Annotated in this window: 22 protein-coding genes; 17 read left to right on the top strand and 5 right to left on the bottom strand. The window is 65.6% G+C overall.

What is annotated here, in order from left to right; all coding sequences use genetic code 11:
* Positions 1-27 precede the first annotated feature (27 nt).
* The 16 genes from PMI20_RS05705 to PMI20_RS05630 are packed head-to-tail and all read left to right on the top strand — an operon-like array spanning position 28 to position 14,920.
* On the top strand, positions 28-762 hold the full coding sequence (locus PMI20_RS05705) for a glycosyltransferase family 2 protein (protein ID WP_007926843.1): 735 nt from the start codon (positions 28-30) through the stop codon (positions 760-762).
* On the top strand, positions 759-1,712 hold the full coding sequence (locus PMI20_RS05700) for a lysophospholipid acyltransferase family protein (RefSeq protein WP_007926845.1): 954 nt from the start codon (positions 759-761) through the stop codon (positions 1,710-1,712). Before PMI20_RS05705 ends, PMI20_RS05700 begins: the two co-directional genes overlap by 4 nt.
* Positions 1,693-3,237: an HAL/PAL/TAL family ammonia-lyase gene (locus PMI20_RS05695; RefSeq protein ID WP_007926847.1), complete on the top strand. Its 1,545-nt coding sequence runs from the start codon at positions 1,693-1,695 to the stop codon at positions 3,235-3,237. The genes PMI20_RS05700 and PMI20_RS05695 overlap by 20 nt, the downstream gene beginning before the upstream one ends.
* Positions 3,230-3,655 carry an acyl-CoA thioesterase gene (locus PMI20_RS05690; protein ID WP_007926848.1) on the top strand — a complete coding sequence of 142 codons (426 nt, stop codon included), beginning with the start codon at positions 3,230-3,232 and terminating at the stop codon, positions 3,653-3,655. The genes PMI20_RS05695 and PMI20_RS05690 overlap by 8 nt, the downstream gene beginning before the upstream one ends.
* Positions 3,652-4,392 carry an outer membrane lipoprotein carrier protein LolA gene (locus PMI20_RS05685; RefSeq protein ID WP_223815812.1) on the top strand — a complete coding sequence of 247 codons (741 nt, stop codon included), beginning with the start codon at positions 3,652-3,654 and terminating at the stop codon, positions 4,390-4,392. Before PMI20_RS05690 ends, PMI20_RS05685 begins: the two co-directional genes overlap by 4 nt.
* A complete protein-coding gene (locus PMI20_RS05680; RefSeq protein ID WP_007925811.1) occupies positions 4,376-6,715 on the top strand; it encodes an MMPL family transporter in 2,340 nt (779 codons plus the stop codon). Before PMI20_RS05685 ends, PMI20_RS05680 begins: the two co-directional genes overlap by 17 nt.
* Positions 6,712-7,887: a cation:proton antiporter gene (locus PMI20_RS05675; RefSeq protein ID WP_037034698.1), complete on the top strand. Its 1,176-nt coding sequence runs from the start codon at positions 6,712-6,714 to the stop codon at positions 7,885-7,887. Before PMI20_RS05680 ends, PMI20_RS05675 begins: the two co-directional genes overlap by 4 nt.
* Positions 7,874-9,121 carry an NAD(P)/FAD-dependent oxidoreductase gene (locus PMI20_RS05670; RefSeq protein ID WP_007925815.1) on the top strand — a complete coding sequence of 416 codons (1,248 nt, stop codon included), beginning with the start codon at positions 7,874-7,876 and terminating at the stop codon, positions 9,119-9,121. The genes PMI20_RS05675 and PMI20_RS05670 overlap by 14 nt, the downstream gene beginning before the upstream one ends.
* Positions 9,118-9,864 (top strand): class I SAM-dependent methyltransferase, encoded by a 747-nt coding sequence (locus PMI20_RS05665; RefSeq protein WP_007925818.1) that lies wholly within the window; start codon positions 9,118-9,120, stop codon positions 9,862-9,864. Before PMI20_RS05670 ends, PMI20_RS05665 begins: the two co-directional genes overlap by 4 nt.
* Positions 9,861-10,346 carry a DUF3261 domain-containing protein gene (locus PMI20_RS05660; RefSeq protein WP_007925820.1) on the top strand — a complete coding sequence of 162 codons (486 nt, stop codon included), beginning with the start codon at positions 9,861-9,863 and terminating at the stop codon, positions 10,344-10,346. The genes PMI20_RS05665 and PMI20_RS05660 overlap by 4 nt, the downstream gene beginning before the upstream one ends.
* The gene (locus PMI20_RS05655; RefSeq protein ID WP_007925822.1) at positions 10,343-11,539 is read left to right on the top strand and encodes a beta-ketoacyl-[acyl-carrier-protein] synthase family protein; all 1,197 of its coding nucleotides are present in this window, start codon (positions 10,343-10,345) and stop codon (positions 11,537-11,539) included. The genes PMI20_RS05660 and PMI20_RS05655 overlap by 4 nt, the downstream gene beginning before the upstream one ends.
* A complete protein-coding gene (locus tag PMI20_RS05650; RefSeq protein WP_007925823.1) occupies positions 11,536-12,009 on the top strand; it encodes a hotdog family protein in 474 nt (157 codons plus the stop codon). Before PMI20_RS05655 ends, PMI20_RS05650 begins: the two co-directional genes overlap by 4 nt.
* Positions 12,006-12,734 carry a 3-oxoacyl-ACP reductase FabG gene (gene fabG / locus PMI20_RS05645; protein ID WP_007925825.1) on the top strand — a complete coding sequence of 243 codons (729 nt, stop codon included), beginning with the start codon at positions 12,006-12,008 and terminating at the stop codon, positions 12,732-12,734. Before PMI20_RS05650 ends, fabG begins: the two co-directional genes overlap by 4 nt.
* Entirely contained in the window at positions 12,734-13,963 is a 1,230-nt protein-coding gene (locus PMI20_RS05640) for a beta-ketoacyl-ACP synthase (RefSeq protein ID WP_007925827.1), read from the top strand. Before fabG ends, PMI20_RS05640 begins: the two co-directional genes overlap by 1 nt.
* Positions 13,964-13,985: 22 nt before the next feature.
* Positions 13,986-14,432: a hypothetical protein gene (locus PMI20_RS05635; RefSeq protein ID WP_007925828.1), complete on the top strand. Its 447-nt coding sequence runs from the start codon at positions 13,986-13,988 to the stop codon at positions 14,430-14,432.
* Positions 14,433-14,473: 41 nt separating this feature from the next.
* Positions 14,474-14,920 (top strand): hypothetical protein, encoded by a 447-nt coding sequence (locus tag PMI20_RS05630; RefSeq protein WP_007925830.1) that lies wholly within the window; start codon positions 14,474-14,476, stop codon positions 14,918-14,920.
* Positions 14,921-15,147: 227 nt separating this feature from the next.
* Here PMI20_RS05630 and PMI20_RS05625 read toward each other — a convergent pair whose 3' ends face one another.
* Positions 15,148-15,531, bottom strand: a complete 384-nt coding sequence (locus PMI20_RS05625) for a type II toxin-antitoxin system PemK/MazF family toxin (RefSeq protein ID WP_007925831.1) — start codon at positions 15,529-15,531, stop codon at positions 15,148-15,150.
* Positions 15,532-15,645: 114 nt separating this feature from the next.
* The gene (locus tag PMI20_RS05620) at positions 15,646-16,539 is read right to left on the bottom strand and encodes a LysR family transcriptional regulator (RefSeq protein WP_007925832.1); all 894 of its coding nucleotides are present in this window, start codon (positions 16,537-16,539) and stop codon (positions 15,646-15,648) included.
* A gap of 178 nt (positions 16,540-16,717) precedes the next feature.
* On the opposite strand from PMI20_RS05620, the gene PMI20_RS05615 reads away from it, so the two are divergent.
* On the top strand, positions 16,718-17,929 hold the full coding sequence (locus PMI20_RS05615) for an MFS transporter (protein ID WP_492571467.1): 1,212 nt from the start codon (positions 16,718-16,720) through the stop codon (positions 17,927-17,929).
* A gap of 91 nt (positions 17,930-18,020) precedes the next feature.
* On the opposite strand, the gene PMI20_RS05610 is transcribed toward PMI20_RS05615, so the two are convergent.
* The 3 genes from PMI20_RS05610 to PMI20_RS05600 form a co-directional block, all read right to left on the bottom strand.
* Positions 18,021-18,368 carry a YgiW/YdeI family stress tolerance OB fold protein gene (locus PMI20_RS05610; RefSeq protein ID WP_007925834.1) on the bottom strand — a complete coding sequence of 116 codons (348 nt, stop codon included), beginning with the start codon at positions 18,366-18,368 and terminating at the stop codon, positions 18,021-18,023.
* 133 nt (positions 18,369-18,501) lie between these two features.
* Complete coding sequence (gene hemE / locus PMI20_RS05605) at positions 18,502-19,569, bottom strand: uroporphyrinogen decarboxylase (protein WP_007925835.1); 1,068 nt, start codon at positions 19,567-19,569, stop codon at positions 18,502-18,504.
* Between the two features lie 227 nt (positions 19,570-19,796).
* Positions 19,797-21,215 (bottom strand): glutamate synthase small subunit GltD family protein, encoded by a 1,419-nt coding sequence (locus PMI20_RS05600; protein WP_007925837.1) that lies wholly within the window; start codon positions 21,213-21,215, stop codon positions 19,797-19,799.
* Positions 21,216-21,241: the final 26 nt, after the last annotated feature.

The raw sequence follows: 21,241 nt of genomic DNA, 5'->3' as shown, positions 1-21,241 counted from the left end.
GCAGCGGACGCCCGGGAGGCAACCCCCATGCATAACCCCTGCGCCGTGATCCCGGTCTACAACCATGAAGCCGCCGTGCCGACGGTGGTCGAGGCCCTGCTCGCCAGCGGCCTGCCCTGCGTGCTGGTGGACGACGCCAGCAGCCCGGCCTGCGCCGCCGTGCTGGAACAGCTGGCCGAGCGCGAACAGGTGTTCCTGGTCAAGCTCGCGGTCAACCAGGGCAAGGGCGGCGCGGTCATGGCCGGGCTGCGCGAAGCCTCGCGCCTGGGTTTCAGCCACGCCCTGCAAGTGGACGCCGACGGCCAGCACGACCTGCGCGATGTGGATAACTTTATCGCCACCTCCCGCACCCACCCCGAAGCGCTGGTCTGCGGTTATCCACAGTACGACGCCAGCGTGCCCAAGGGCCGTTTTTACGCGCGCTACCTGACCCACGTCTGGGTCTGGATCAATACCCTGTCGTTGCAGATCCCCGACTCCATGTGCGGCTTCCGGGTCTACCCCCTGCCGCCCATCCTGGCGCTGATCGACTCGGTGAAGATCGGCCAGCGCATGGATTTCGACACCGATATCCTGGTGCGCCTGTCCTGGCGCAACCAGCCGATGCGCTGGTTGCCGACCCAGGTCCGTTACCCGGCGGATGGCCTTTCGCACTTTCGCCTGTTCCACGACAACCTGCTGATCTCCAGCATGCACGCCCGGCTGTTCTTCGGCATGTTGCTGCGCGCGCCGCTGATCCTCTGGCGACGGTGGCAAGCATGACGGTGCTACACGACAAGCAGGACAAGCAACATTGGGCAGAGCACAAAGAGCGCGGCAGCTTCTGGCTGATGAAGCTCACCGCCTTCGGCGTGCGCGTGCTCGGGCGCCGGGTGTTGAGCCCGGTGCTGTACATCATCGTGTTCTATTTCTTCCTGTTCGGCCGCGGCGCCCGCCACAGCGCCTGGTTGTACCAGCAGCGCCTCGCCGACTGGAGCGGCAAGGCCGAGCTGCGCCCCAGCCACTGGCGGGTATTCGGCCAGTTCATGGCATTCGCCGACTCCCTGCTGGACAAGCTCGACGTGTGGAACGGCAAACTGCGCCTGGAACAGATCGAGATCGTCGACCCGGCCCGGCTGCGCGACCAGTTGCGCGGCACCCGCGGACAGATGCTGGTGGGCGCGCACCTGGGCAACCTGGAAGTCTGCCGCGCCCTGGCCGAGCTAGGCGAAAAGGTCACCATGAACGTGCTGGTGCACACCAAGCACGCTGAGCGTTTCAACCGCCTGCTGGGCGAGGCCGGGGCCACCAACCTGCGGCTGGTCCAGGTCAGCGAGCTGGATCCGGCGGTCATGCTGCAACTGAGCCAGCGCCTGGATCGTGGCGAATGGCTGGCGATTGCCGGCGACCGTGTACCGCTGCATGGCGGGCGCAACGTGCGGGTGGATTTCCTCGGCCATCCGGCCCCTTTCCCACAAGGGCCGTGGCTGCTGGCGGGCCTGCTGAAATGCCCGGTCAACCTGCTGCTATGCCTGAAAAACAATGGCCGCTATCGAGTATTCCTCGAACCCTTCACCGAGGCCGTGGCGTGGAAGCGCAGCGACCGCGAACAGGTCATCGCCCAGTGGACTGCCCGCTACGCCGAGCGCCTGGGCCAGTACTGCCTCGAAGCGCCCCAACAATGGTTCAACTTTTACCCTTTCTGGAAGACCGATGACGACGCATCCGCTTGAGCCGGTAACCTTCGGCGAACTCCCTTTGCGCATCGAAGACGTGCTGGCCCTGGCCAACCGTCAGGCGCCGACCCGACTGCAAGGCGACAGCGCATTCCGTCAGCGCATCGCCAAGGGCGCGCAATTCCTCGATTCGCTGCTGGACAAGGAAGGCGTGATCTACGGCGTGACCACCGGCTATGGCGACTCCTGCGTGGTCGCGGTGCCGCTGCAGCACGTCGAGGCGCTGCCCCGTCATCTGTACACCTTCCACGGCTGCGGCCTGGGCGAGCTGCTGGACGCGCAAGCCACCCGCGCGGTGCTGGCAGCGCGCTTGCAGTCGCTGTGCCATGGCGTGTCCGGGGTCCGCGTGGAGCTGCTGGAGCGCCTGCAGGCGTTCCTCGAACACGACATCCTGCCGCTGATCCCCGAAGAAGGCTCGGTGGGCGCCAGCGGCGACCTGACGCCGTTGTCCTACGTGGCCGCGACCCTGTCCGGCGAACGTGAGGTGATGTTCCGCGGCGAGCGCCGGACCTCGGCCGAGGTGCACCGCGAGCTGGGCTGGGAACCGCTGGTGCTGCGCCCGAAAGAAGCCCTGGCACTGATGAACGGCACCGCGGTGATGACCGGCCTGGCCTGCCTGGCCTTCGCCCGCGCCGACTACCTGCTGCAACTGGCCACGCGCATCACCGCACTGAACGTAGTCGCCCTGCAGGGCAACCCGGAGCACTTCGACGAGCGCCTGTTCGCCGCCAAGCCACACCCGGGGCAGATGCAGGTCGCCGCCTGGCTGCGCCAGGACCTGGCCATCGATGCGCCGACCGCACCGTTGCACCGCCTGCAGGACCGCTACTCGCTGCGTTGCGCGCCCCATGTGCTGGGCGTGCTGGCCGACAGCCTGGGCTGGCTGCGCGGTTTTATCGAGACCGAGCTGAACAGCGCCAACGACAACCCGATCATCGACGCCGAAGCCGAACGCGTGCTGCACGGCGGGCACTTCTACGGCGGGCATATCGCCTTCGCCATGGACAGCCTGAAGAACCTGGTGGCCAACGTCGCCGACCTGCTGGACCGCCAGCTCGCGCTGCTGGTGGACGAGCGCTACAACCACGGCCTGCCGAGCAACCTGTCCGGCGCCCCGGCGGACCGCGCCATGATCAACCACGGCTTCAAGGCGGTGCAGATCGGCACCAGCGCCTGGACCGCCGAAGCGCTGAAAAACACCATGCCGGCCAGCGTGTTCTCGCGCTCCACCGAATGCCACAACCAGGACAAGGTGAGCATGGGCACCATCGCCGCCCGCGATGCGATCCGCGTGCTGGAGCTGACCGAACAGGTCGCCGCCGCTACCCTGCTGGCCGCCAACCAGGGCGTCTGGCTGCGTGGCCGGGCCGAGGATGCACGGCCATTGCCGCCGGCCCTGGCCGCCATGCACCAAGAGCTGGCCAAGGACTTCCCGCCGGTGATCGAGGACCGCGCCCTGGAAGGCGAACTGCGCCTGTGCCTGCAACGCATTGCCGAGCAACACTGGAGGCTGCATGCGTAGTCGGGGCGTGCTGCACGCGGACACTGAGATCCAGGTGCCGTTTTTCGACGTCGACACCATGCATGTGGTCTGGCACGGGCATTACGTGAAGTACCTGGAAGTGGCGCGCTGCGCCCTGCTCGACAAGCTCGGCCACAACTACCAGCAGATGCGCGATTCCGGCTACGCCTGGCCGGTGATCGACCTACAACTGCGTTATGTGCGCGGCGCGGTGTTCGGGCAGAAGCTCAATGTCCGCGCCAGCCTGGTGGAGTGGGAAAACCGCCTGAAGATCAACTACCTGATCAGCGACCTGGAAACCGGCGAACGCCTGACCCGCGCCAGCTCGGTGCAGGTGGCGGTGGAGATCGCCAGCCGCGAGATGCAACTGGCCTCGCCCAAGGTGTTTGTGGACGCCGTTACGAAGGCTCTGTCATGAGCCCGATCTTGTGCCTTCGTAACCTCTGTAGCCGCTGGCGCAGCCTGCGATCGGCTGCGCAGCAGCCGCAAAATCTGAGCCCACGATGCCAGGCCGATAACGCCGGGCGCCCGCTGCACAATCGATCGCAGCCAGGCGGCAGCGGCTACAGGCTGTTGGGCCTGTTGTTGGCGCTCGGCTTCAGCTCGTTGGCCAATGCCTTCGACCTGCAACAGCTCAGCGACCAGCTGGCCAAGCCCGAGGTGATCCACGGCAGCTTCGTCCAGGAGAAACACCTGCGCGCCCTGCCCCAGCCGCTGACCAGCAAGGGCAGCTTCGTCCTGGCGAAAAACCATGGCCTGCTGTGGCTGCTGAAAACACCGCTGCAACAGGACTACCGCATCACCGGCCAAGGCATCGCCCGCCGGGACGGCAGCGGCTGGCAAATGCTGCCGAACAAGAGCGCCGGGGCCGAACAGAACCGCCTGTTCCTCGCCGTGCTGCAAGGCGACAGCAGCGGCCTGCAACGGGACTTCGAGCTGGCCCTGGCCGGCGACGCCAAGGCCTGGAAACTGACCCTGACCCCACGTTCGCTGCTGCTCAAGCAGGTGTTCAACCAGATCAACATCGACGGTGGCGAACTGGTGCAGCGCATCGAGCTGCTGGAAACCCAGGGCGACAGCACCGTGCTGAAGATGCACGACAGCATCAGCAACCAGCCTTTGAGCGACGCGGAGCAACATGACTTTGCCGAGTGAACGCTGGTGGCCGCGGCTGTTCCTGCTCCTGCTGGTGGCCGTGCTGGCCCTGGCCGGCTGGCAATGGCGTCATGGCGCGCCGCTGTCGGCCAACCTCATGGAGCTGGTGCCGGGCACCGACCCCGATGCCCTGGAGCTCAAGGCCGAGCAACGCATGCAGGAGCCGCTGAACCGCGAAATGCTGGTGCTGGTGGGTCACGCCGAGCGCCAGCAGGCCATCGCCATGGCCCAGCGCCTGGGTGAGCAGTGGCAGGCCAGCGGGCTGTTCGAGAAGGTCCAGTGGAACCTGCAGGCCGACCTGCCGGCGCTGCGCACGCAATTGCTGCAAGGGCGCCTGGCGATGCTTGGCGCCGCCGACCGCCAGCAGTTGATCGAGCACCCCAACGCCTTTATCCAGCAACGCGTCCAGGCGCTGTTCGACCCCTTCAACAGTTTCAGCCTGGTCCCGAGCCAGGACGACTGGCTGGGCCTGACCGGACGCATCCAGAACAGCCAGCCGCAACGTGGCGCGGTGCAACTGGACATCGGCAGCGGCACCCTGGTCGCCGATGCCGACGGTAAGAGCTGGGTGCTGCTGCGGGCGCGCACCACCGGCAACGCCTTCGACATGCAACTGCCGCTGCAAGTGGCGGCCCTGCTCCAGCACAGCCGCGAACAGGCCGCCGAGGCCGACGTCCAGCTGCTGGCCGCCAGCGGCCTGCTCTACGCCGCCAACGGCCAGCAACAGGCCTCCCGCGAGATCACCTGGGTCGGCGGCGGCGCCACCGTCGGCATCCTCCTGCTGCTGTTGCTGGCCTTCCGGCGCTGGCGGGTGTTGCTGGCGTTCGTGCCGGTGCTGGTGGGCATGCTGTTCGGCGCGGTGGCCTGCGTCGCCCTCTTCGGCCATATGCACGTGATGACCCTGGTGCTGGGTTCGAGCCTGATCGGCGTCGCCGTCGACTACCCGCTGCACTACCTGTCCAAGAGCTGGAGCCTGCGCCCCTGGCACAGCTGGCCGGCGCTGCGCCTGACCCTGCCGGGGCTGAGCCTGAGCCTGGCCACCAGTTGCATCGGCTACCTGGCATTGGCCTGGACGCCGTTCCCGGCCCTGACCCAGATTGCCGTGTTCTCCGCCGCCGGGCTGCTGGGTGCTTACCTGAGCGCGGTGTGCCTGTTGCCGGCGCTGCTGCGCGGCGTCGAGCTGCAACCGGCGCAATGGCCGCTACGGGTAGCCGAGTGGCTGCTGAACCTGCGCACCCAGTTGCTCAAGCGCGTGTCCAGCCCCTGGCTGCTGGCGCTGGTGATCGCCTTCTGCGCCGGCGGCCTGTGGCAACTCGAGAGCAAAAACGATATCCGCCAGTGGATCGGCGCGCCGCCACAACTGCAGAGCGAAGCCCAGGCCATCGCGCGGATCACCGGCTACCAGCCCACCAGCCAGTTCTTCCTGGTGCGCGGCGCCGATCAGCCACATCTGCTCGAACGCCTCGGCGCCCTGAGCGAGCGCCTGGAGCAACTGGTCAACCTGGAGAAACTCCAGGGCTACCTGTCGCTCAACCAGCTGGTGAGCCTGCCCAGCGAGCAACAGCGCCTGCGCCAGGCCCTGGACGCGCTGCCGCGGCACTGGCAGCCGCTGCTGGATCTCGGAGTCCCGGTCACGGCCCTGAACGCGGAACTCGCGCAATTGCGCGCGCTGCCCAACGAAGACATCGACAGCGCCCTGCAAGGCCCGCTGGCCGAGCCTTACCGCACCCTGTGGCTGGGCCCCACCGATAACGGTGTGGCGACGATGGTCAGCCTGCAGGGGCTGAACAACCCGCAGTTGCTGCGGATACAGGCGCAGGATCTGCCGGGGGTACAACTGGTAGACCGCCTGGGCGACCTGAACCAAGTGTTCGCCGCCACCCAGGTCAGCGCCGCCGAGCTCAAGCTCGCTTCCTGCGGGCTGATCGTCTTGCTGCTGATCCTGCCGTTCGGCCTCGGTGGCGCCCTGCGCCTTGTCGCCCTGCCGCTGCTGGCAGCCCTGTGCAGCCTCGCCAGCCTGGGCTGGCTGGGGCAACCGCTGACCCTGTTCAGCCTGTTCGGCCTGTTGCTGGTGACCGCCATCAGCGTCGACTACGCCATCCTCATGCGCGAACAGGTCGGCGGGGCCGCCGTGAGCCTGCTCGGCACCTTACTTGCAGCGCTGACCACCTGGCTGTCGTTCGGCCTGCTGGCGATTTCCAGCACCCCGGCGGTCAGCAACTTCGGCCTGTCGGTGAGCCTGGGCCTGGCCTTCAGTTTTATCCTGGCGCCCTGGGCCGGTCGCCAGCGCCATCGCCAGCCCGTTACGGAGCCCGTCCTGTGATGACCGCCCTGTTCTGGCTCATGGCGCTGCTGCTGTTCGCGCTCGCCACCCGTATCGGCAGCCGTTTCGGCCTGATCCCGATCGTCAGCCAGTTGCTGCTGGCGACCTTCGGCCTGCCGCTGCTGATGCTGTTCTGGATCGAACCACACTGGCAGCTGAGTGGCGCCCAACTGGTCTCGCCGACCTGGCTGAAGAACCTCTACGGCTTGAGTTTCGCCCTGCTGCTGGGGCATATCCTCAGCGATGTGATCGACCTGCGCCTGGACCGCCAGAGCCTGAAGATCGCCCTGCCGAGCTTCGCCATTCCCTTCGCCTGCGGCCTGGCCACGGCGATCTGGCTGTTGCCGGCGCAACCCTGGCTGAGTTCCCTGGCGGTCGGCCTGCTGTTCGCCATTACTGCGATTCCGGTGCTGTACCTGTACCTGCGGCACATCGACTACCCGCCGCTGGCCACCCGACGCCTGGTACAGACCGCGATCCTCATCGACCTCAGTTGCTGGACCCTGTTCGGCGTCGCCCAGGGCAGCCTGCACCTGAGCAGCCTGCTGCTACCGCTGGCCGGAGCCTGCCTGCCGCTGCTCCTGCGCGGCCTCGGCCTGCGCCAGCCGCTGCTGCACAGCCTGGGTTTCTTCGGCCTGCTGGTGGTGGCCGAGCACTACAAGCTCAACGCGCTGATTTTCGGCATCGGCTACCTGCTGTGCATGGCCGCCCTCAAGGTGCCGCTGGTGCTGCCGTTAAAGGCGGCCTGGATGAGCCGTTTGCAGACCTTTATCGCCATCCCGCTGATCCTTACGTTCGGCATCGTGCAGATCAACGTGCACAGCGCCATGGACAGCCTCGGCTGGGTGCAGCTGGGGGCCTTGCTGCTGTTGCCGATTGCCAGCAAGCTGCTCGGCAACTGGCTCGGCCTGGGCTGGGCCGGCGCCTCCTTCAAGGGCGCCAGCCGCTGGCGGGAAAGCCTGCTGCTGAACATTCGCGGGCTGAGCGAGATCGTCTTTCTCAACCTGCTGCTGCAACAACAGCTGATCAGCCCGGCGCTGTACTTCGCGCTGATGCTCATGGGCCTGATCGCCACTCTGATGCCGGCCCTGGCCGGGCTGCACCGAACACCTTTGGTCCCTTTGAACCCGAACATCGCCGAACCGGCAAGGAGCCCCAGTGCCAACAGTTGAAATGGAACGCCGCCAGATTGTGGTGATCGGCGCTGGCCCATCGGGCGCCATCGCCGCCGCGCTGCTCAAGGGCAAAGGCCACGACGTGCTGATCGTCGAGCGCCAGCATTTCCCACGGTTTTCGATCGGTGAAAGCCTGCTGTCCCACTGCCTGGATTTCGTCGAAGAGGCCGGCATGCTCGAGGCGGTCAACGCCGCGGGCTTCCAGCGCAAGAACGGCGCCGCTTTCGCCTGGGGCGAGCGCTACAGCGCTTTTGATTTCGGCGACACCTTCAGCGAGGGCAAGCCCACCACCTTTCAGGTGCAACGCGCCGACTTCGACAAGCTGCTGGCCGATCAGGCCGCCCTGCAAGGCGTTGAAGTGCGTTATGGCGAGGCCATCGTCAGCGCCGACTTCAACCTGGCCAGGCCGCAGTTGCAGGTGCTGCGCGAAGACGGCAGCGAATACCGCGTGGAAGCGGACTTCGTCCTCGACGCCAGCGGCTACGGCCGCGTGCTGCCACGCCTGCTGGACCTGGAGGCGCCCTCGAACTTCCCGGTCCGCCAGGCGGTGTTCACCCACATTGAAGACCGTATCGACAGCCCGGCTTTCGAACGGGAAAAGATCCTCATCACCACTCACCCCAGCAAACGCGATGTGTGGTTCTGGACCATCCCGTTCAGCAACGGCCGCTGCTCGGTCGGCGTGGTGGCGGCCAAGGAGCATTTCGACGGCCGTGGCGACGACCTGGACCAGTGCCTGCGTGGTTTCATCGAGGAAACCCCGAGCCTGGCCAAGGTCCTGCACAACGCCGTCTGGGACACCCCGGCGCGGGCCATCGGCGGCTACTCGGCCAACGTCAAGACCCTGCACGGCCCGGGCTTCGCACTGCTGGGCAACGCCGCGGAATTCCTCGACCCGGTGTTCTCCTCCGGCGTGACCATCGCCATGCGTTCGGCGAGCATGGCCGCCGCCGTGCTGCATCGGCAGTTGCAGGGCGAAAGCGTGGATTGGGAAAGCGAATTCGCCACCCCCCTCAAGCGCGGCGTCGACACCTTCCGCTGCTACGTCGAAGGCTGGTACGCCGGCACCTTCCAGGACGTGATCTACCACCCGGGCAGCTCACCGGAAATTCGCCGGATGATCAGTTCGATCCTCGCCGGTTATGCCTGGGACGAACGCAACCCGTTCGTCAGCGAACCCAAGCGCCGGCTGCGCATGCTCTCGGAAATCTGCGCCATGGAGGCTCCATGAGCGACGCCCAGCCGCAGTACCTGAGCGCCAGCTACGTCGAGGAAACCCGCTTCGGCTTCTGGTTCCTGCGCAGCCATACCTGGCAGCACCATGTGCTGCGGGTGGCGATCAACGACCTGCGCCGCCTGTTCGACAACCAGCCGCCGAGCAACCCGGTGCTGCTGGATGCCGGCTGCGGCCAGGGCAAATCGTTCCAGTACCTGCGCCAAGTGTTCGCCCCGCGGCGCCTGATCGGCCTGGACGCCGACCCGCACAGCCTCAGGCTCAGCAGTGAAGAAGCGGCGCGCCAGGGCTTGCAGGTCGAGCTGATCGGCAGCGACTGCGCGACCCTGGACGTGGCCGATGCCAGCGTCGACCTGCTGTTCTGCCACCAGACCTTTCACCACCTGGTGGAACAGGAAAAGGCCCTGGCCGAGTTCTTTCGCGTGCTCAAGCCGGGCGGTTACCTGCTGTTCGCCGAATCCACCGAGGCCTACATCGACACCTGGGTGATCCGCTGGCTGTTCCGCCACCCGATGCACGTGCAGAAAAGCGCCGCGCAGTACCTGGAAATGATCCGCCGACAGGGTTTTGAATTCACCCCGCGCAATGTGTCTTATCCCTATCTGTGGTGGAGCCGTGCCAAGGATTTCGGGCTGCTCGAACGCTTCGGCCTGCGCCGCCCGAAACCCTTTGGCCAACGGGAAGAAACCCTGGTCAATGTGGTCGCCCGCAAACCCCTGCACGAAGGTGCCGCTGGATGATCCGTGCCCTGCTCGTCGGCTGCCTGCTGTTGTTGAGCGCCTGCGCCAGCCAGCCGCCGCTGCCCGAGAAAACCCCGAGCCTGGCCCTGCCGCTGCAACTGCACGTCGAGCGGCAACAGGCCGGACAGCGCCAGGACTGGCTGCTGGTGATCCAGGCCGAAGGGCCGGGCATCCGTTGGTCGCTGATCGACCCGCTGGGCATTCCCCTGGCGCGCCAGCAACTGATCGCCGGTCGCTGGCAGGCCGACGGCCTGTTGCCGCCGAACCCGGAGGCCCGCGAACTGTTCGCCGCATTGCTGTTCGCCCTGACGCCCGCGGGCGAACTGCGAGATAATTATCCAGCCGCCCGGCAGCACGGCGCGCAGCGTGACCTCGTCCCGCACTGGCAGGTCCGCTATCGCCAGGCTCTGGATTTCCGTCTGGAGTTGCCTCGTGGCTTGCACTACCACATCAGCCCGCTGACCGCCGAGAACGCCTCATGACGGCCTACCTGAATGCCCTCGGGGTGATCTGTGCCCTTGGGCGCGACAAGCAGCAAGTGGCCCGCAGCCTGTTTGCCGGCGACTGCTCCGGCATGCGCGCCGAAGCCGGCTGGGTGCCGGAGCGCAGCGTGCCCGTCGCCGCCGTCCAGGGGCCGCTGGCGAGCATTCCGCCGCCGCTGAGGCAGCAGGGCAGCCGCAACAACCAGCTGCTGCTGGAGGCCGCCCAGCAGATCCGTGGCGACATCGACCGGGCCATCGCCCGCTACGGCCACAGCCGCATCGGCATCGTCCTCGGCACCAGCACCTCGGGCATCGACGAAGCCAGCCGCGGCATCGCCCATTACCTGCGCGACCGGCACTTCCCGGCCGATTACGACTACCGGCAGCAGGAACTCGGCGCGCCGGCGAATTTTCTCGCCGACTGGCTCGACCTCAGTGGCCCGGCCTATGTGATTTCCACCGCCTGCACCTCCAGCGCCCGGGCGCTGATGAGCGCCCGCCGCCTGCTCGACCTGGGCCTGTGCGACGCGGTGCTGTGCGGTGGCGTCGACAGCCTGTGCAAGCTGACCCTCAACGGTTTCTCGGCCCTGGAGGCGGTGTCCGCGCAGCGCTGCAATCCGTTCTCGGTCAACCGCGACGGCATCAATATCGGCGAAGCCGCCGTGCTGTTCCTGATGAGCAAGGAAACCCTCGGCGCGCAACCGATCGCCTTGCTCGGCGGCGGCGCCAGTTCCGACGCGCACCATATTTCCGCCCCCGAACCCAGTGGCCGCGGCGCCCTGCAAGCCATGCAGAAGGCCTTGCACAACGCCGGCCTGCACGCCGCACAGATCGGCTACCTGAACCTGCATGGCACGGCCACCCAGCACAACGACGCCATGGAAAGCCTGGCGGTCGACCAGTTGTTCCCGGCCGGTGTGCCTTGCTCGTCGACCAAACCCATGAGCGGCCATACCCTGGGCGCCGCCGGGGCCCTGGAAGCGGCGTTCTGCTGGCTGAGCCTGTCCAGCGACAACGCCGCACATGCCCTGCCGCCCCATGTCTGGGACGCCCAGGCCGACCCGCAACTGCCGCCGCTGCATTGGGTCACCGCCACTACACGTCTGGAGCAGAACGCTCCGCGCTGCCTGATGAGCAACTCCTTTGCCTTCGGCGGCAACAACGTCAGCCTGATTATCGGAGACGCCCCATGATTAACTGGCCGCTCGCCGAACTGCTGCCCCACGCGGGCGACATGATCCTGATCGATCAGGTCCTGGGGTTCGATGAAGAGCAGATCCGCACCCGCCTCACCGTCAAGCCCGATGGCCTGTTCAACCGTGCCGACGGCAGCCTGCCGGCCTGGGTCGGCATCGAACTGATGGCCCAGAGCGTCGCCGCCTACGCCGGTTGCCATGCGCGCCAGAAAGGCCAGGCTGTCGAGCTGGGGTTCCTGCTCGGCACGCGCAAGTTCGAATGCAATGTGGAACACTTCCCCGCCGGCAGCGAACTGCAGATTCACGCCTTGCGCTCCCTGCAAGACGACAACGGCATGGGCATATTCGAATGCCGCCTGAGTGCCCCCGGCATTCAGGCCGTCGCCCGCCTCAACGTGTTCTGTCCGCCACAGGCGGACAGCTACCTGAACGAATCACCCGCTTTATCAACAGGAGTCCAGCCATGACTGAATCCATATTGGTCACCGGCTCCAGCCGCGGTATCGGCCGTGCCATCGCCCTGCGCCTGGCCCAGGCCGGCTATGACCTGATCCTGCATTGCCGCAGTGGCCGCGGCGAAGCCGAGGCCGTGCAGGCCGAAGTCGAGGCCCTGGGGCGCCAGGCGCGCATCCTGCAATTCGATGTGACCGACCGCGCCAGCTGCAAGGCCGCTCTCGAAGCCGACGTGGAAGCCCATGGCGCCTACTACGGCGTGGTGCTCAACGCCGGCCTGACCCGCGACGGCGCGTTCCCGGCCCTGAGCGAAGACGACTGGGACACCGTGCTGCGTACCAACCTCGACGGTTTCTATAACGTGCTGCACCCGCTGATCATGCCGATGATCCGGCGCCGCGCGGCCGGGCGCATCGTCTGCATCGCCTCGGTGTCCGGGCAGGTCGGCAACCGTGGCCAGGTCAACTACAGCGCTTCCAAGGCCGGCCTGATCGGCGCGGCCAAGGCCCTGGCCATCGAGCTGGGCAAACGCAAGATCACCGTCAACTGCGTGGCGCCAGGCTTGATCGACACCGCCATGCTCGACGAGAACGTGCCGGTGGACGAGCTGCTGAAGATGATCCCGGCCCAGCGCATGGGCACCCCGGAGGAAGTCGCCGGCGCGGTGAACTTCCTGATGTCCGCCGAGGCCGCCTACATCACCCGCCAGGTGCTGGCGGTCAACGGAGGCCTGGTCTGATGAAACGTGTGGTCGTCACCGGCATGGCCGGCATCACTTCGCTGGGCAGCGACTGGGACACCATCGTCGCCAACTTCGGCGCCAACCGCAGCGGCATTCGCCGGATGGACGAATGGGATCGCTTCAGCGAGCTCAATACCCGCCTGGCCGGCCCCGTGGACGACTTCAAGGTACCGGCGCACTGGACCCGCAAGCAGCTGCGCAGCATGGGCCGGGTGTCGCGGCTCGCGGTGGGGGCCGCCGAGCAAGCCCTGGCCGATGCCGGCCTGCTGGGAGACGAGTCGATCAAGGACGGGCGCATGGGCGTGGCCTGTGGCTCGTCCACCGGCAGCACCGACGAGATCAAGGCGTTCGGCAACATGTTGCTGAACTCGGTGGCCGAAGGCCTCAACGCCAACTCCTACGTGCGCATGATGCCGCACACCACCGCGGCCAATATCAGCATCTTCTTCGGCCTCACCGGCCGCCTGATCCCGACGTCCAGCGCCTGCACCAGCGGCAGCCAGGGCATCGGCTACGCCTATGAGGCGATCAAGTTCGGCCGCCTGCCGCTGATGCTCGCCGGCGGCGCCGAAGAGCTGTGCCCGACCGAAGCCATGGTGTTCGACGCGCTTTACGCCACCAGCCTGAAAAACGATGCCCCGCACACCAGCCCACGGCCCTACGACAGCGACCGCGACGGCCTGGTGATCGGCGAGGGCGGCGGCATGCTGGTGCTCGAAGAGCTGGAGCACGCCCTGGCCCGTGGCGCGCATATCCATGCCGAGATCGTCGGCTTCGGCAGCAACGCCGATGGCCAGCACACCACCCGTCCGGAGCAGGCCACCATGCGCCGGGCCATGGAGCTGGCCCTGGAAGACGCCGGCCTCGAGCCTTCGGCCATCGGTTACGTCAACGGCCACGGCACCGCTACAGAACAGGGCGACATTGCCGAAACACTGGCCACCAGCAGCCTGTTCGGCAGCCGGATGCCCATCAGTTCGCAGAAGAGTTTCCTCGGCCACACCCTGGGAGCCTGTGGCGCGCTGGAGTCCTGGTTCAGCATCGAGATGCTCAACCGCGACCTCTATGTGCACACCCTCAACCTCGACACGGTGGACCCGCGTTGCGGCGAGCTGGATTACCTGCGCGGCGAATTCCGGCAGATGAGCTGCGAATACGTGATGAACAACAACTTTGCCTTTGGCGGCGTCAACACTTCGCTGATTTTCCGCCGCTGGCCTCAATGACGTTACCCCCGGAGAAAATGGAATGTCCTCCCTGCCTCGCGCCTGCCTGATCGTGCTGGCCCTGCTGACCTGTGTCTCGTGCACCAGCAAGCGCATGTACACCCCGGACCGGGTCCTGCCCGCCACCCTCAAGGCCGACCACGAGGAAATGAAACAGGCGATCCTGAAAAACCTGGTCGCCCGCAAGTGGACCGTGCAGCGCATCAGCCCGGAGCTGATCCAGGCCGAGATCACCGTGCGCGAGCAGTACCACGTGGAAATCGACATCCAGTACACACCGACCCACTACAAGATCCTCTACCGCGACAGCCGTGGCATGAACTACGCGGACGGCAAGATCCACAAGAACTACATCCGCTGGGTGCGGCTGCTGGACAAGGGCATCCTGCGCGAGCTGAAGGACAACCAGAACGAGCGGACCGCGCAACAGCTGTCCAGCTCGGCCCAGGCGATTGCCGCGCCTAATTGAGCGCCAGCCGCCGCCCCCCTTTCTATGTCAAGGAGACCACCATGCAACTGAAGACCCTGGCCGCTGCCGCCACCCTGCTGCTCTGCACCCTGCCCGGCGTCAGCCAGGCCCGTGATACCGCGCTGTACCTGCCGTTCGACAAGGTCGTCGCCGAAGCCATCAGCACCGGCAAGATCGACGGCAGCGTGAAGTTCTACCTGGCCGGCAACAAGCCAGCCGGCAAGGTCACGGTGGTCAGCGCCGGCGCGGTCACCAACAAGAAGACCAACGCCTTCAACAAGAGCGACGAAGTGGCCTGCGAATGGGTCCTGCAATCGGCGCTGATCACCCTGCACCAGGCAGCCAAGAAAGTCGGCGCCAATGCCGTGACCGACATCGCCAGCTTCTACAAGAGCAACGAGCGCAAGGATGCGAAAACCTACGAATGCCACGCGGGCGCCCTGATGGCAGGCGTCGCGCTGCGCGGTGACCTGGCGAAGGTGGAGTAAGGCGCCAACAGGTTTCCATCCCCCCGGAAACGACAAAGGGCGCCTTTCGGCGCCCTTTCACAAACAGGCTGGCTTGTCATCGCGCTCTGCCTGTCTGGCTCTGCGATGGCTGGTTGCCCAGGATCCTCAGAGTCTCACAAGTCCCTTTCGGGTACGTGCGCAGTGTCGCTCGAAGCCTGCCGCCCGGCAACCGTGGCCATTGGCCTTATTCCTGGGAAAGGTTGACCTTAGATCCCCAAAGCCTTGCGCACAGCGGCTTTGATGGCGGCGAACTCTTCGTCTGTAAGTTGCAAGACTTCGTAAATTCGCCGGCCATGGCGGTCTTTGCGCCTGATCCGATCGAGTCGCGACAAGCCGACCGTGGCAAGCATGTCGCATTTCGCCCAGCAGACGCACGGTCGCCCCTGCATGCGGTTGGCAAGTTGCAGATGGTGCCCCAACACCACGTCAGGCGCGGTGGTGCTCAAGGGAACGACCGTCACCAGATGCCGGTTGCTCCTGTGCCTGCGTATGACCACAACAGGCCTGACCTTGACCATCTCGGGGACTTCATAACCTCTGAAGTCACAAATCAGGACACTGCCCTCCCTGGGCTGATAGTGAAGTGACATCCGTGATACTCGCGCAAAGAACCCGAGTCTGCGCAATGGGCCGGCGGATGAGCAAACCCGATCCGTTACCCGAGATGTCCACCTTCGGAACCCCGCGGAATACTACCCAGCAGGTTACAACTCGGCCTTGCGGGTCAGCAGTTCGACAAAGGCCTTGGCCATTGGCGAGCGCTGGTCGGTGCGCTGCGCCAGCCACACCGCCGAGACCGCCTCGGGGTCCAGCAGCGGTCGGTAGACCACGCCGTCGATGCGCATGCGCTGGTAGGACGCCGGCAACACCGAGACACCCAGCCCCGCCGCCACCAGGCCGATGATGGTCATGGCCTCGCCCGCTTCCTGGGCAAAGTGCGGGGTGAAGCCGACATCCCGGGCCAGGGTCAGCAACTGCGCATACAGGCCGCTGCCGTAGCTGCGCGGGAAGAACACGAAGGGCTCGTGGGCCAGGGCCGATAGCGCCAGGCCGGCTTCGCTGCCGGCCACCAGCGGGTGCTTGGAGCCCAGCACCGCCACCAGCGGTTCGCGCAGCAACTCCACCACGCTCAGGGAATCCGGCAGCGGCAACGGCCGCATGATGCCGACCTGGATCGACTCGTCCAGCAGCGCCTCGGCCACCTGGGTGCTGCTCATTTCCCGCAGCTTCAGGTGCACGTCGGGAAAGCGCTGGCGAAAGGCGAAGATCGCCTGGGGGATGCTGGAGTTGAAGGGCGCCGACGAGGTGAAGCCGATCTTCAGTTCGCCCAGCTCCCCACGTTGCGCCCGGCGGGCCACATCCGCGGCCTTGTCGACCTGAGCCAGCACCTGTCGTGCCTCATCCAGGAACAGCCTGCCGGCCTCGCTGAGCTCGACCCGACGATTGGTACGCTCGAACAAACGCGCGCCGACCTCCTGCTCCAGCACCTGGATCTGCTGGCTCAAGGGCGGCTGGGAGATGCCCAGAACCTGGGCGGCGCGGCCGAAATGCAGCTCTTCGGCCACCGCGATGAAGTAACGCAGGTGACGCAATTCCATGATCGCCTCATTAGGTCGCAAAACATATCAATCAGGTCGAACAATATATTGGAAAGAAACATTAGCCAGCTATATGCTTTTTTCCATTGCCTGACCGGCCGCGCTCCCCCCGAGGTCCCCCGTGAAAACCGCTGTCGCTCCACTCGCCCACGAACTCCCTCCCACCGCCCTCGATGAGGTGGTCGCGCAACTGAACGAGGTCTACATCGAAAAAGGCACTCCAATGTTCATGCGCACGGTGCTGGCGCTGTTCTGCGGCGGATTCGCCACCTTCGCCCTGCTCTACTGCGTACAACCGATGATGCCGCTGCTGTCCCGGGATTTTTCCATCAACGCCGCACAAAGCAGCCTGATCCTCTCAGTCGCCACCGGCCTGCTGGCCATCGGTCTGCTGGTCACCGGGCCGATTTCCGACCGCATCGGCCGCAAACCGGTGATGGTGGCCGCCCTGTTCGCCGCCGCGCTGTGCACCCTCGCCAGCGCCCTGATGCCGAGCTGGCACGGGGTGCTGCTGATGCGCGCGCTGGTAGGGCTGTCCCTGAGCGGCCTGGCGGCGGTGGCGATGACTTACCTGAGCGAAGAGATCCACCCACAGCACATCGGCCTGGCCATGGGCCTGTACATCGGTGGCAACGCCATTGGCGGCATGAGCGGTCGCCTGATCACCGGGGTGCTGATCGACTTCGTCAGCTGGCACACGGCAATGCTGGTGATCGGCGGCCTGGCGCTGATCGCGGCGGCGGTGTTCTGGAGAATCCTCCCCGAATCGCGCAACTTCCGCGCCCGCTCGCTGCACCCGCGCAGCCTGCTGGACGGCTTCGTCATGCACTTTCGCGACGCCGGCCTGCCGCTGCTGTTCCTCGAAGCCTTCGTGCTGATGGGCGCGTTCGTCACGCTGTTCAACTACATCGGCTATCGCCTGCTGGCCGCGCCGTATCACATGGATCAGGCCTTCGTCGGCCTGCTGTCGGTGGTGTACCTGTCGGGGATCTACAGCTCGGCGAAAATCGGTGCCCTGGCCGACCGCCTGGGACGGCGCAAAATGCTCTGGGCCACCATCTCGCTGATGCTCGCCGGCCTCGCGCTGACCATGCTCAGCGCGTTGCCGGTGGTGATCATCGGCATGCTGATCTTCACGTTCGGCTTCTTCGGCGCCCACTCGGTCGCCAGCAGCTGGATCGGCCGGCGCGCCCTCAAGGCCAAGGGCCAGGCCTCATCGCTGTACCTGTTCAGCTATTACGCCGGATCGAGCATCGCCGGGACGGCGGGCGGGGTGTTCTGGCACATGGCCGGGTGGAACGGCATCGGCCTGTTTATCAGCGCCCTGCTGTTGGTGGCGCTGCTGGTGGCGTTGAAGCTGGCCAAACTGCCGCCACTGGCCACTCGGTAGTTGCTAAACGAACATGCCGGCGACCACCCCCCGCGATCCATACGCAGGGGCCGGTCGCCGGCATGGCGATAGCTGAAGACTGTCGATCGGCTTACTTGACGATCTCCACCAGGTCGACGTCGATCTCACGCTTCATCAACCCCTTCTCGACCTCACCGGTCAGCCTGACCTGGGTCTTCTCGTTGAACGCCACTGGCGGCAGGTCTTCGTCGTCGATCTCGACAGTGATGGTGCCGCTGGCATCCTTGAATTCGTACTTGTCGTCATTGTTCAGCTTCTTGACCACATGGCCCTGCAACACCACCGGCGTATCGTCCGCGGCATCGTTGGCCGCCGCGACGCTGGTGACGGCCTGGGCGCCAGGACCGGTGTAGCCGACAGCCAGGGCGGCGGTGCTGAACAGCGGAGCGAGCAACAGAACGAGGTAACGGGTTTTCATGGCAGTGATCCAATGTGGGTTTCGATAGCGCCAGATTAACCAGTCAGGCTGAATTGAAACTTAATCCGCCAGGCCGTTTCCCGGGCGCAAAAAAAAGGCCCGGCGAATGCCGGGCCTGGTTATCGGGTCGCGATCACTGGTGATACTGCGCCGACAATTCGTGCACCGCGCGCAGGAAAGCGCCGGCGTGCTCCGGGTCGACTTCCGGGGTGATGCCGTGGCCAAGGTTGAACACATGGCCGCTGCCCTTGCCGTAGCTGGCGAGGATACGCCCGACTTCGGCACGGATCGCTTCCGGCTTGGCGTAGAGCACCGTCGGGTCCATGTTGCCTTGCAAGGCGACTTTGTTGCCGACCCGCCGGCGCGCTTCGCCGAGGTCGCAGGTCCAGTCCAGGCCCAGGGCGTCGGCACCGGCGTCGGCAATGCTTTCCAGCCACAGGCCGCCGTTCTTGGTGAACAGGATCACCGGCACCTTGCGCCCTTCATGCTCGCGGATCAGGCCGCTGACGATCTTGCGCATGTAGGCCAGGGAGAACTCCTGGTAGGCCGCCGCCGACAGGTTGCCGCCCCAGGTGTCGAAGATCTGCACCGCTTGCGCGCCGGCCTTGATCTGGCCGTTGAGGTAGCTGACGACCGACTGCGCCAGCTTGTCCAGCAGCAGGTGCATGGCTTGCGGGTTGTCGTAGAGCATCGCCTTGGTCTTGCGGAAGTCCTTCGACGAGCCGCCTTCGACCATGTAGGTGGCCAGGGTCCAGGGGCTGCCGGAGAAGCCGATCAGCGGCACGCGGCCGTTAAGCTCGCGGCGGATGGTGCTGACCGCGTCCATCACGTAACCCAGGTCCTTGTGCGGATCCGGGATCGGCAGGGCCTCGATATCGGCCAGGGTACTGACGACCTTCTTGAAACGTGGGCCTTCGCCGGTTTCGAAGTACAGGCCCTGCCCCATGGCGTCGGGGATGGTCAGGATGTCGGAGAAGAGGATGGCCGCATCCAGTTGTGGATAACGGTCCAGCGGTTGCAGCGTGACTTCGCAGGCGAACTCCGGGTTCATGCACAGGCTCATGAAGTCACCGGCGTTGGCACGGCTGGCGCGGTATTCAGGCAGGTAGCGCCCAGCCTGACGCATCATCCACACCGGGGTGACGTCTACGGGTTGCTTGAGCAGGGCACGAAGGAAACGGTCGTTCTTCAGGGCAGTCATGTCGGCATCCGGAAAAAAAGTGCGGGCATTTTCTCAGAGCGCGACGCAAAAGGCACGGCGAGAGCCGTGCCTTTTATCTATCGGGTCAATTTGTCGCGGACTACATCGGCTAATTCTGCGTTGATTCGGCCGGCCTCTTCGCAGGCAAGCCTCGCTCCTACAGGTCCGGTGGCATTCCTGTAGGAGCGAGGCTTGCCCGCGAATGGAGCGACGCCGATCAAGCAGATTTACACGCCCAGGTAGTCGAGGATCCCTTCGGCGGCGTTGCGGCCTTCGAAGATCGCCGTCACCACCAGGTCGGAACCGCGCACCATGTCGCCACCGGCGAAGATCTTCGGGTTGCTGGTCTGGTGCTTGTACTGGCCCTGTTCCGGCGCCACGACGCGGCCCTGGCTGTCGGTCTGGATGCTGAACTGCTCGAACCACGGCGCCGGGCTCGGACGGAAACCGAAAGCGATGACCACGGCGTCGGCCGGGATGACCTCTTCGGAACCCGGGATCGGCTCGGGGCTGCGACGGCCACGGGCGTCCGGCTCGCCGAGACGGGTCTCGACCACCTTCACGCCTTCGACCTTGTCTTCGCCGACGATGGCGATCGGCTGGCGGTTGTAGAGGAACTTCACGCCTTCTTCCTTGGCGTTCTTCACCTCTTTGCGCGAGCCCGGCATGTTCGCTTCGTCGCGACGATAGGCACAGGTCACCGCCTTGGCGCCCTGGCGGATCGACGTGCGATTGCAGTCCATCGCCGTGTCGCCGCCACCGAGGACCACGACCTTCTTGCCCTTCATGTCGACGAAGTCTTCCGGCGACTTTTCAAAGCCCAGGTTGCGGTTGACGTTGGCGATCAGGAAGTCCAGCGCGTCGTGCACGCCCGGCAGGTCCTCACCGGCAAAGCCGCCCTTCATGTAGGTGTAGGTGCCCATGCCCATGAATACCGCATCGTATTCTTCGAGCAGTTGCTCCATGGTCACGTCCTTGCCCACCTCGGTGTTGAGGCGGAACTCGATGCCCATGCCGCTGAAGACTTCGCGACGATTGCTCAGCACGGTCTTTTCCAGCTTGAACTCGGGGATGCCGAAGGTCAGCAGGCCACCGATTTCCGGGTTCTTGTCGAACACCACCGGGGTCACGCCACCGCGTACCAGCACGTCGGCGCAGCCCAGGCCCGCCGGGCCCGCGCCGATCACCGCGACCCGCTTGCCGGTCGGCTTGACCTTGGACATGTCCGGGCGCCAGCCCATGGCGAAGGCGGTGTCGGTGATGTACTTCTCCACCGAACCGATGGTCACCGCGCCGAAGCCGTCGTTGAGGGTACAAGCACCCTCGCACAGGCGATCCTGCGGGCACACCCGGCCGCAGACTTCCGGCAGGGTGTTGGTCTGGTGAGACAGCTCAGCGGCGGCGAGGATGTTGCCCTCGGCCACCAGCTTGAGCCAGTTGGGAATGAAGTTGTGCACCGGGCACTTCCATTCGCAGTACGGGTTACCGCAACCCAGGCAGCGGTGGGCCTGGTCGGCCGACTGCTGGGGTTTGAAGGGCTCGTAGATCTCCACGAACTCTTTCTTGCGTTGACGCAACAGTTTCTTCTTCGGATCCTTGCGCCCGACCTCGATGAACTGGAAGTCATTATTCAGACGTTCAGCCATAGTTAAAACCTCATCAAACTCTTCAG

It is taken from the genome of Pseudomonas sp. GM17 (genome assembly GCF_000282175.2).
Classification (GTDB): Bacteria; Pseudomonadota; Gammaproteobacteria; order Pseudomonadales; family Pseudomonadaceae; genus Aquipseudomonas; species Aquipseudomonas chlororaphis.
Note: the sequence above shows the minus strand (reverse complement) of the source record. Positions and strands in the feature narration are given on the sequence as shown.

Bases quoted from the DNA above. Each gene is read 5' to 3' on its own strand.
- PMI20_RS05705 (WP_007926843.1), top strand. From the start codon at position 28: ATGCATAACCCCTGCGCCGTGATCCCGGTCTACAACCATGAAGCCGCC.
- PMI20_RS05700 (WP_007926845.1), top strand. From the start codon at position 759: ATGACGGTGCTACACGACAAGCAGGACAAGCAACATTGGGCAGAGCAC.
- PMI20_RS05695 (WP_007926847.1), top strand. From the start codon at position 1,693: ATGACGACGCATCCGCTTGAGCCGGTAACCTTCGGCGAACTCCCTTTG.
- PMI20_RS05690 (WP_007926848.1), top strand. From the start codon at position 3,230: ATGCGTAGTCGGGGCGTGCTGCACGCGGACACTGAGATCCAGGTGCCG.
- PMI20_RS05685 (WP_223815812.1), top strand. From the start codon at position 3,652: ATGAGCCCGATCTTGTGCCTTCGTAACCTCTGTAGCCGCTGGCGCAGC.
- PMI20_RS05680 (WP_007925811.1), top strand. From the start codon at position 4,376: ATGACTTTGCCGAGTGAACGCTGGTGGCCGCGGCTGTTCCTGCTCCTG.
- PMI20_RS05665 (WP_007925818.1), top strand. From the start codon at position 9,118: ATGAGCGACGCCCAGCCGCAGTACCTGAGCGCCAGCTACGTCGAGGAA.
- PMI20_RS05660 (WP_007925820.1), top strand. From the start codon at position 9,861: ATGATCCGTGCCCTGCTCGTCGGCTGCCTGCTGTTGTTGAGCGCCTGC.
- PMI20_RS05655 (WP_007925822.1), top strand. From the start codon at position 10,343: ATGACGGCCTACCTGAATGCCCTCGGGGTGATCTGTGCCCTTGGGCGC.
- PMI20_RS05650 (WP_007925823.1), top strand. From the start codon at position 11,536: ATGATTAACTGGCCGCTCGCCGAACTGCTGCCCCACGCGGGCGACATG.
- fabG (WP_007925825.1), top strand. From the start codon at position 12,006: ATGACTGAATCCATATTGGTCACCGGCTCCAGCCGCGGTATCGGCCGT.
- PMI20_RS05640 (WP_007925827.1), top strand. From the start codon at position 12,734: ATGAAACGTGTGGTCGTCACCGGCATGGCCGGCATCACTTCGCTGGGC.
- PMI20_RS05635 (WP_007925828.1), top strand. From the start codon at position 13,986: ATGTCCTCCCTGCCTCGCGCCTGCCTGATCGTGCTGGCCCTGCTGACC.
- PMI20_RS05630 (WP_007925830.1), top strand. From the start codon at position 14,474: ATGCAACTGAAGACCCTGGCCGCTGCCGCCACCCTGCTGCTCTGCACC.
- PMI20_RS05625 (WP_007925831.1), bottom strand. From the start codon at position 15,531: ATGTCACTTCACTATCAGCCCAGGGAGGGCAGTGTCCTGATTTGTGAC.
- PMI20_RS05620 (WP_007925832.1), bottom strand. From the start codon at position 16,539: ATGGAATTGCGTCACCTGCGTTACTTCATCGCGGTGGCCGAAGAGCTG.
- PMI20_RS05610 (WP_007925834.1), bottom strand. From the start codon at position 18,368: ATGAAAACCCGTTACCTCGTTCTGTTGCTCGCTCCGCTGTTCAGCACC.
- hemE (WP_007925835.1), bottom strand. From the start codon at position 19,569: ATGACTGCCCTGAAGAACGACCGTTTCCTTCGTGCCCTGCTCAAGCAA.
- PMI20_RS05600 (WP_007925837.1), bottom strand. From the start codon at position 21,215: ATGGCTGAACGTCTGAATAATGACTTCCAGTTCATCGAGGTCGGGCGC.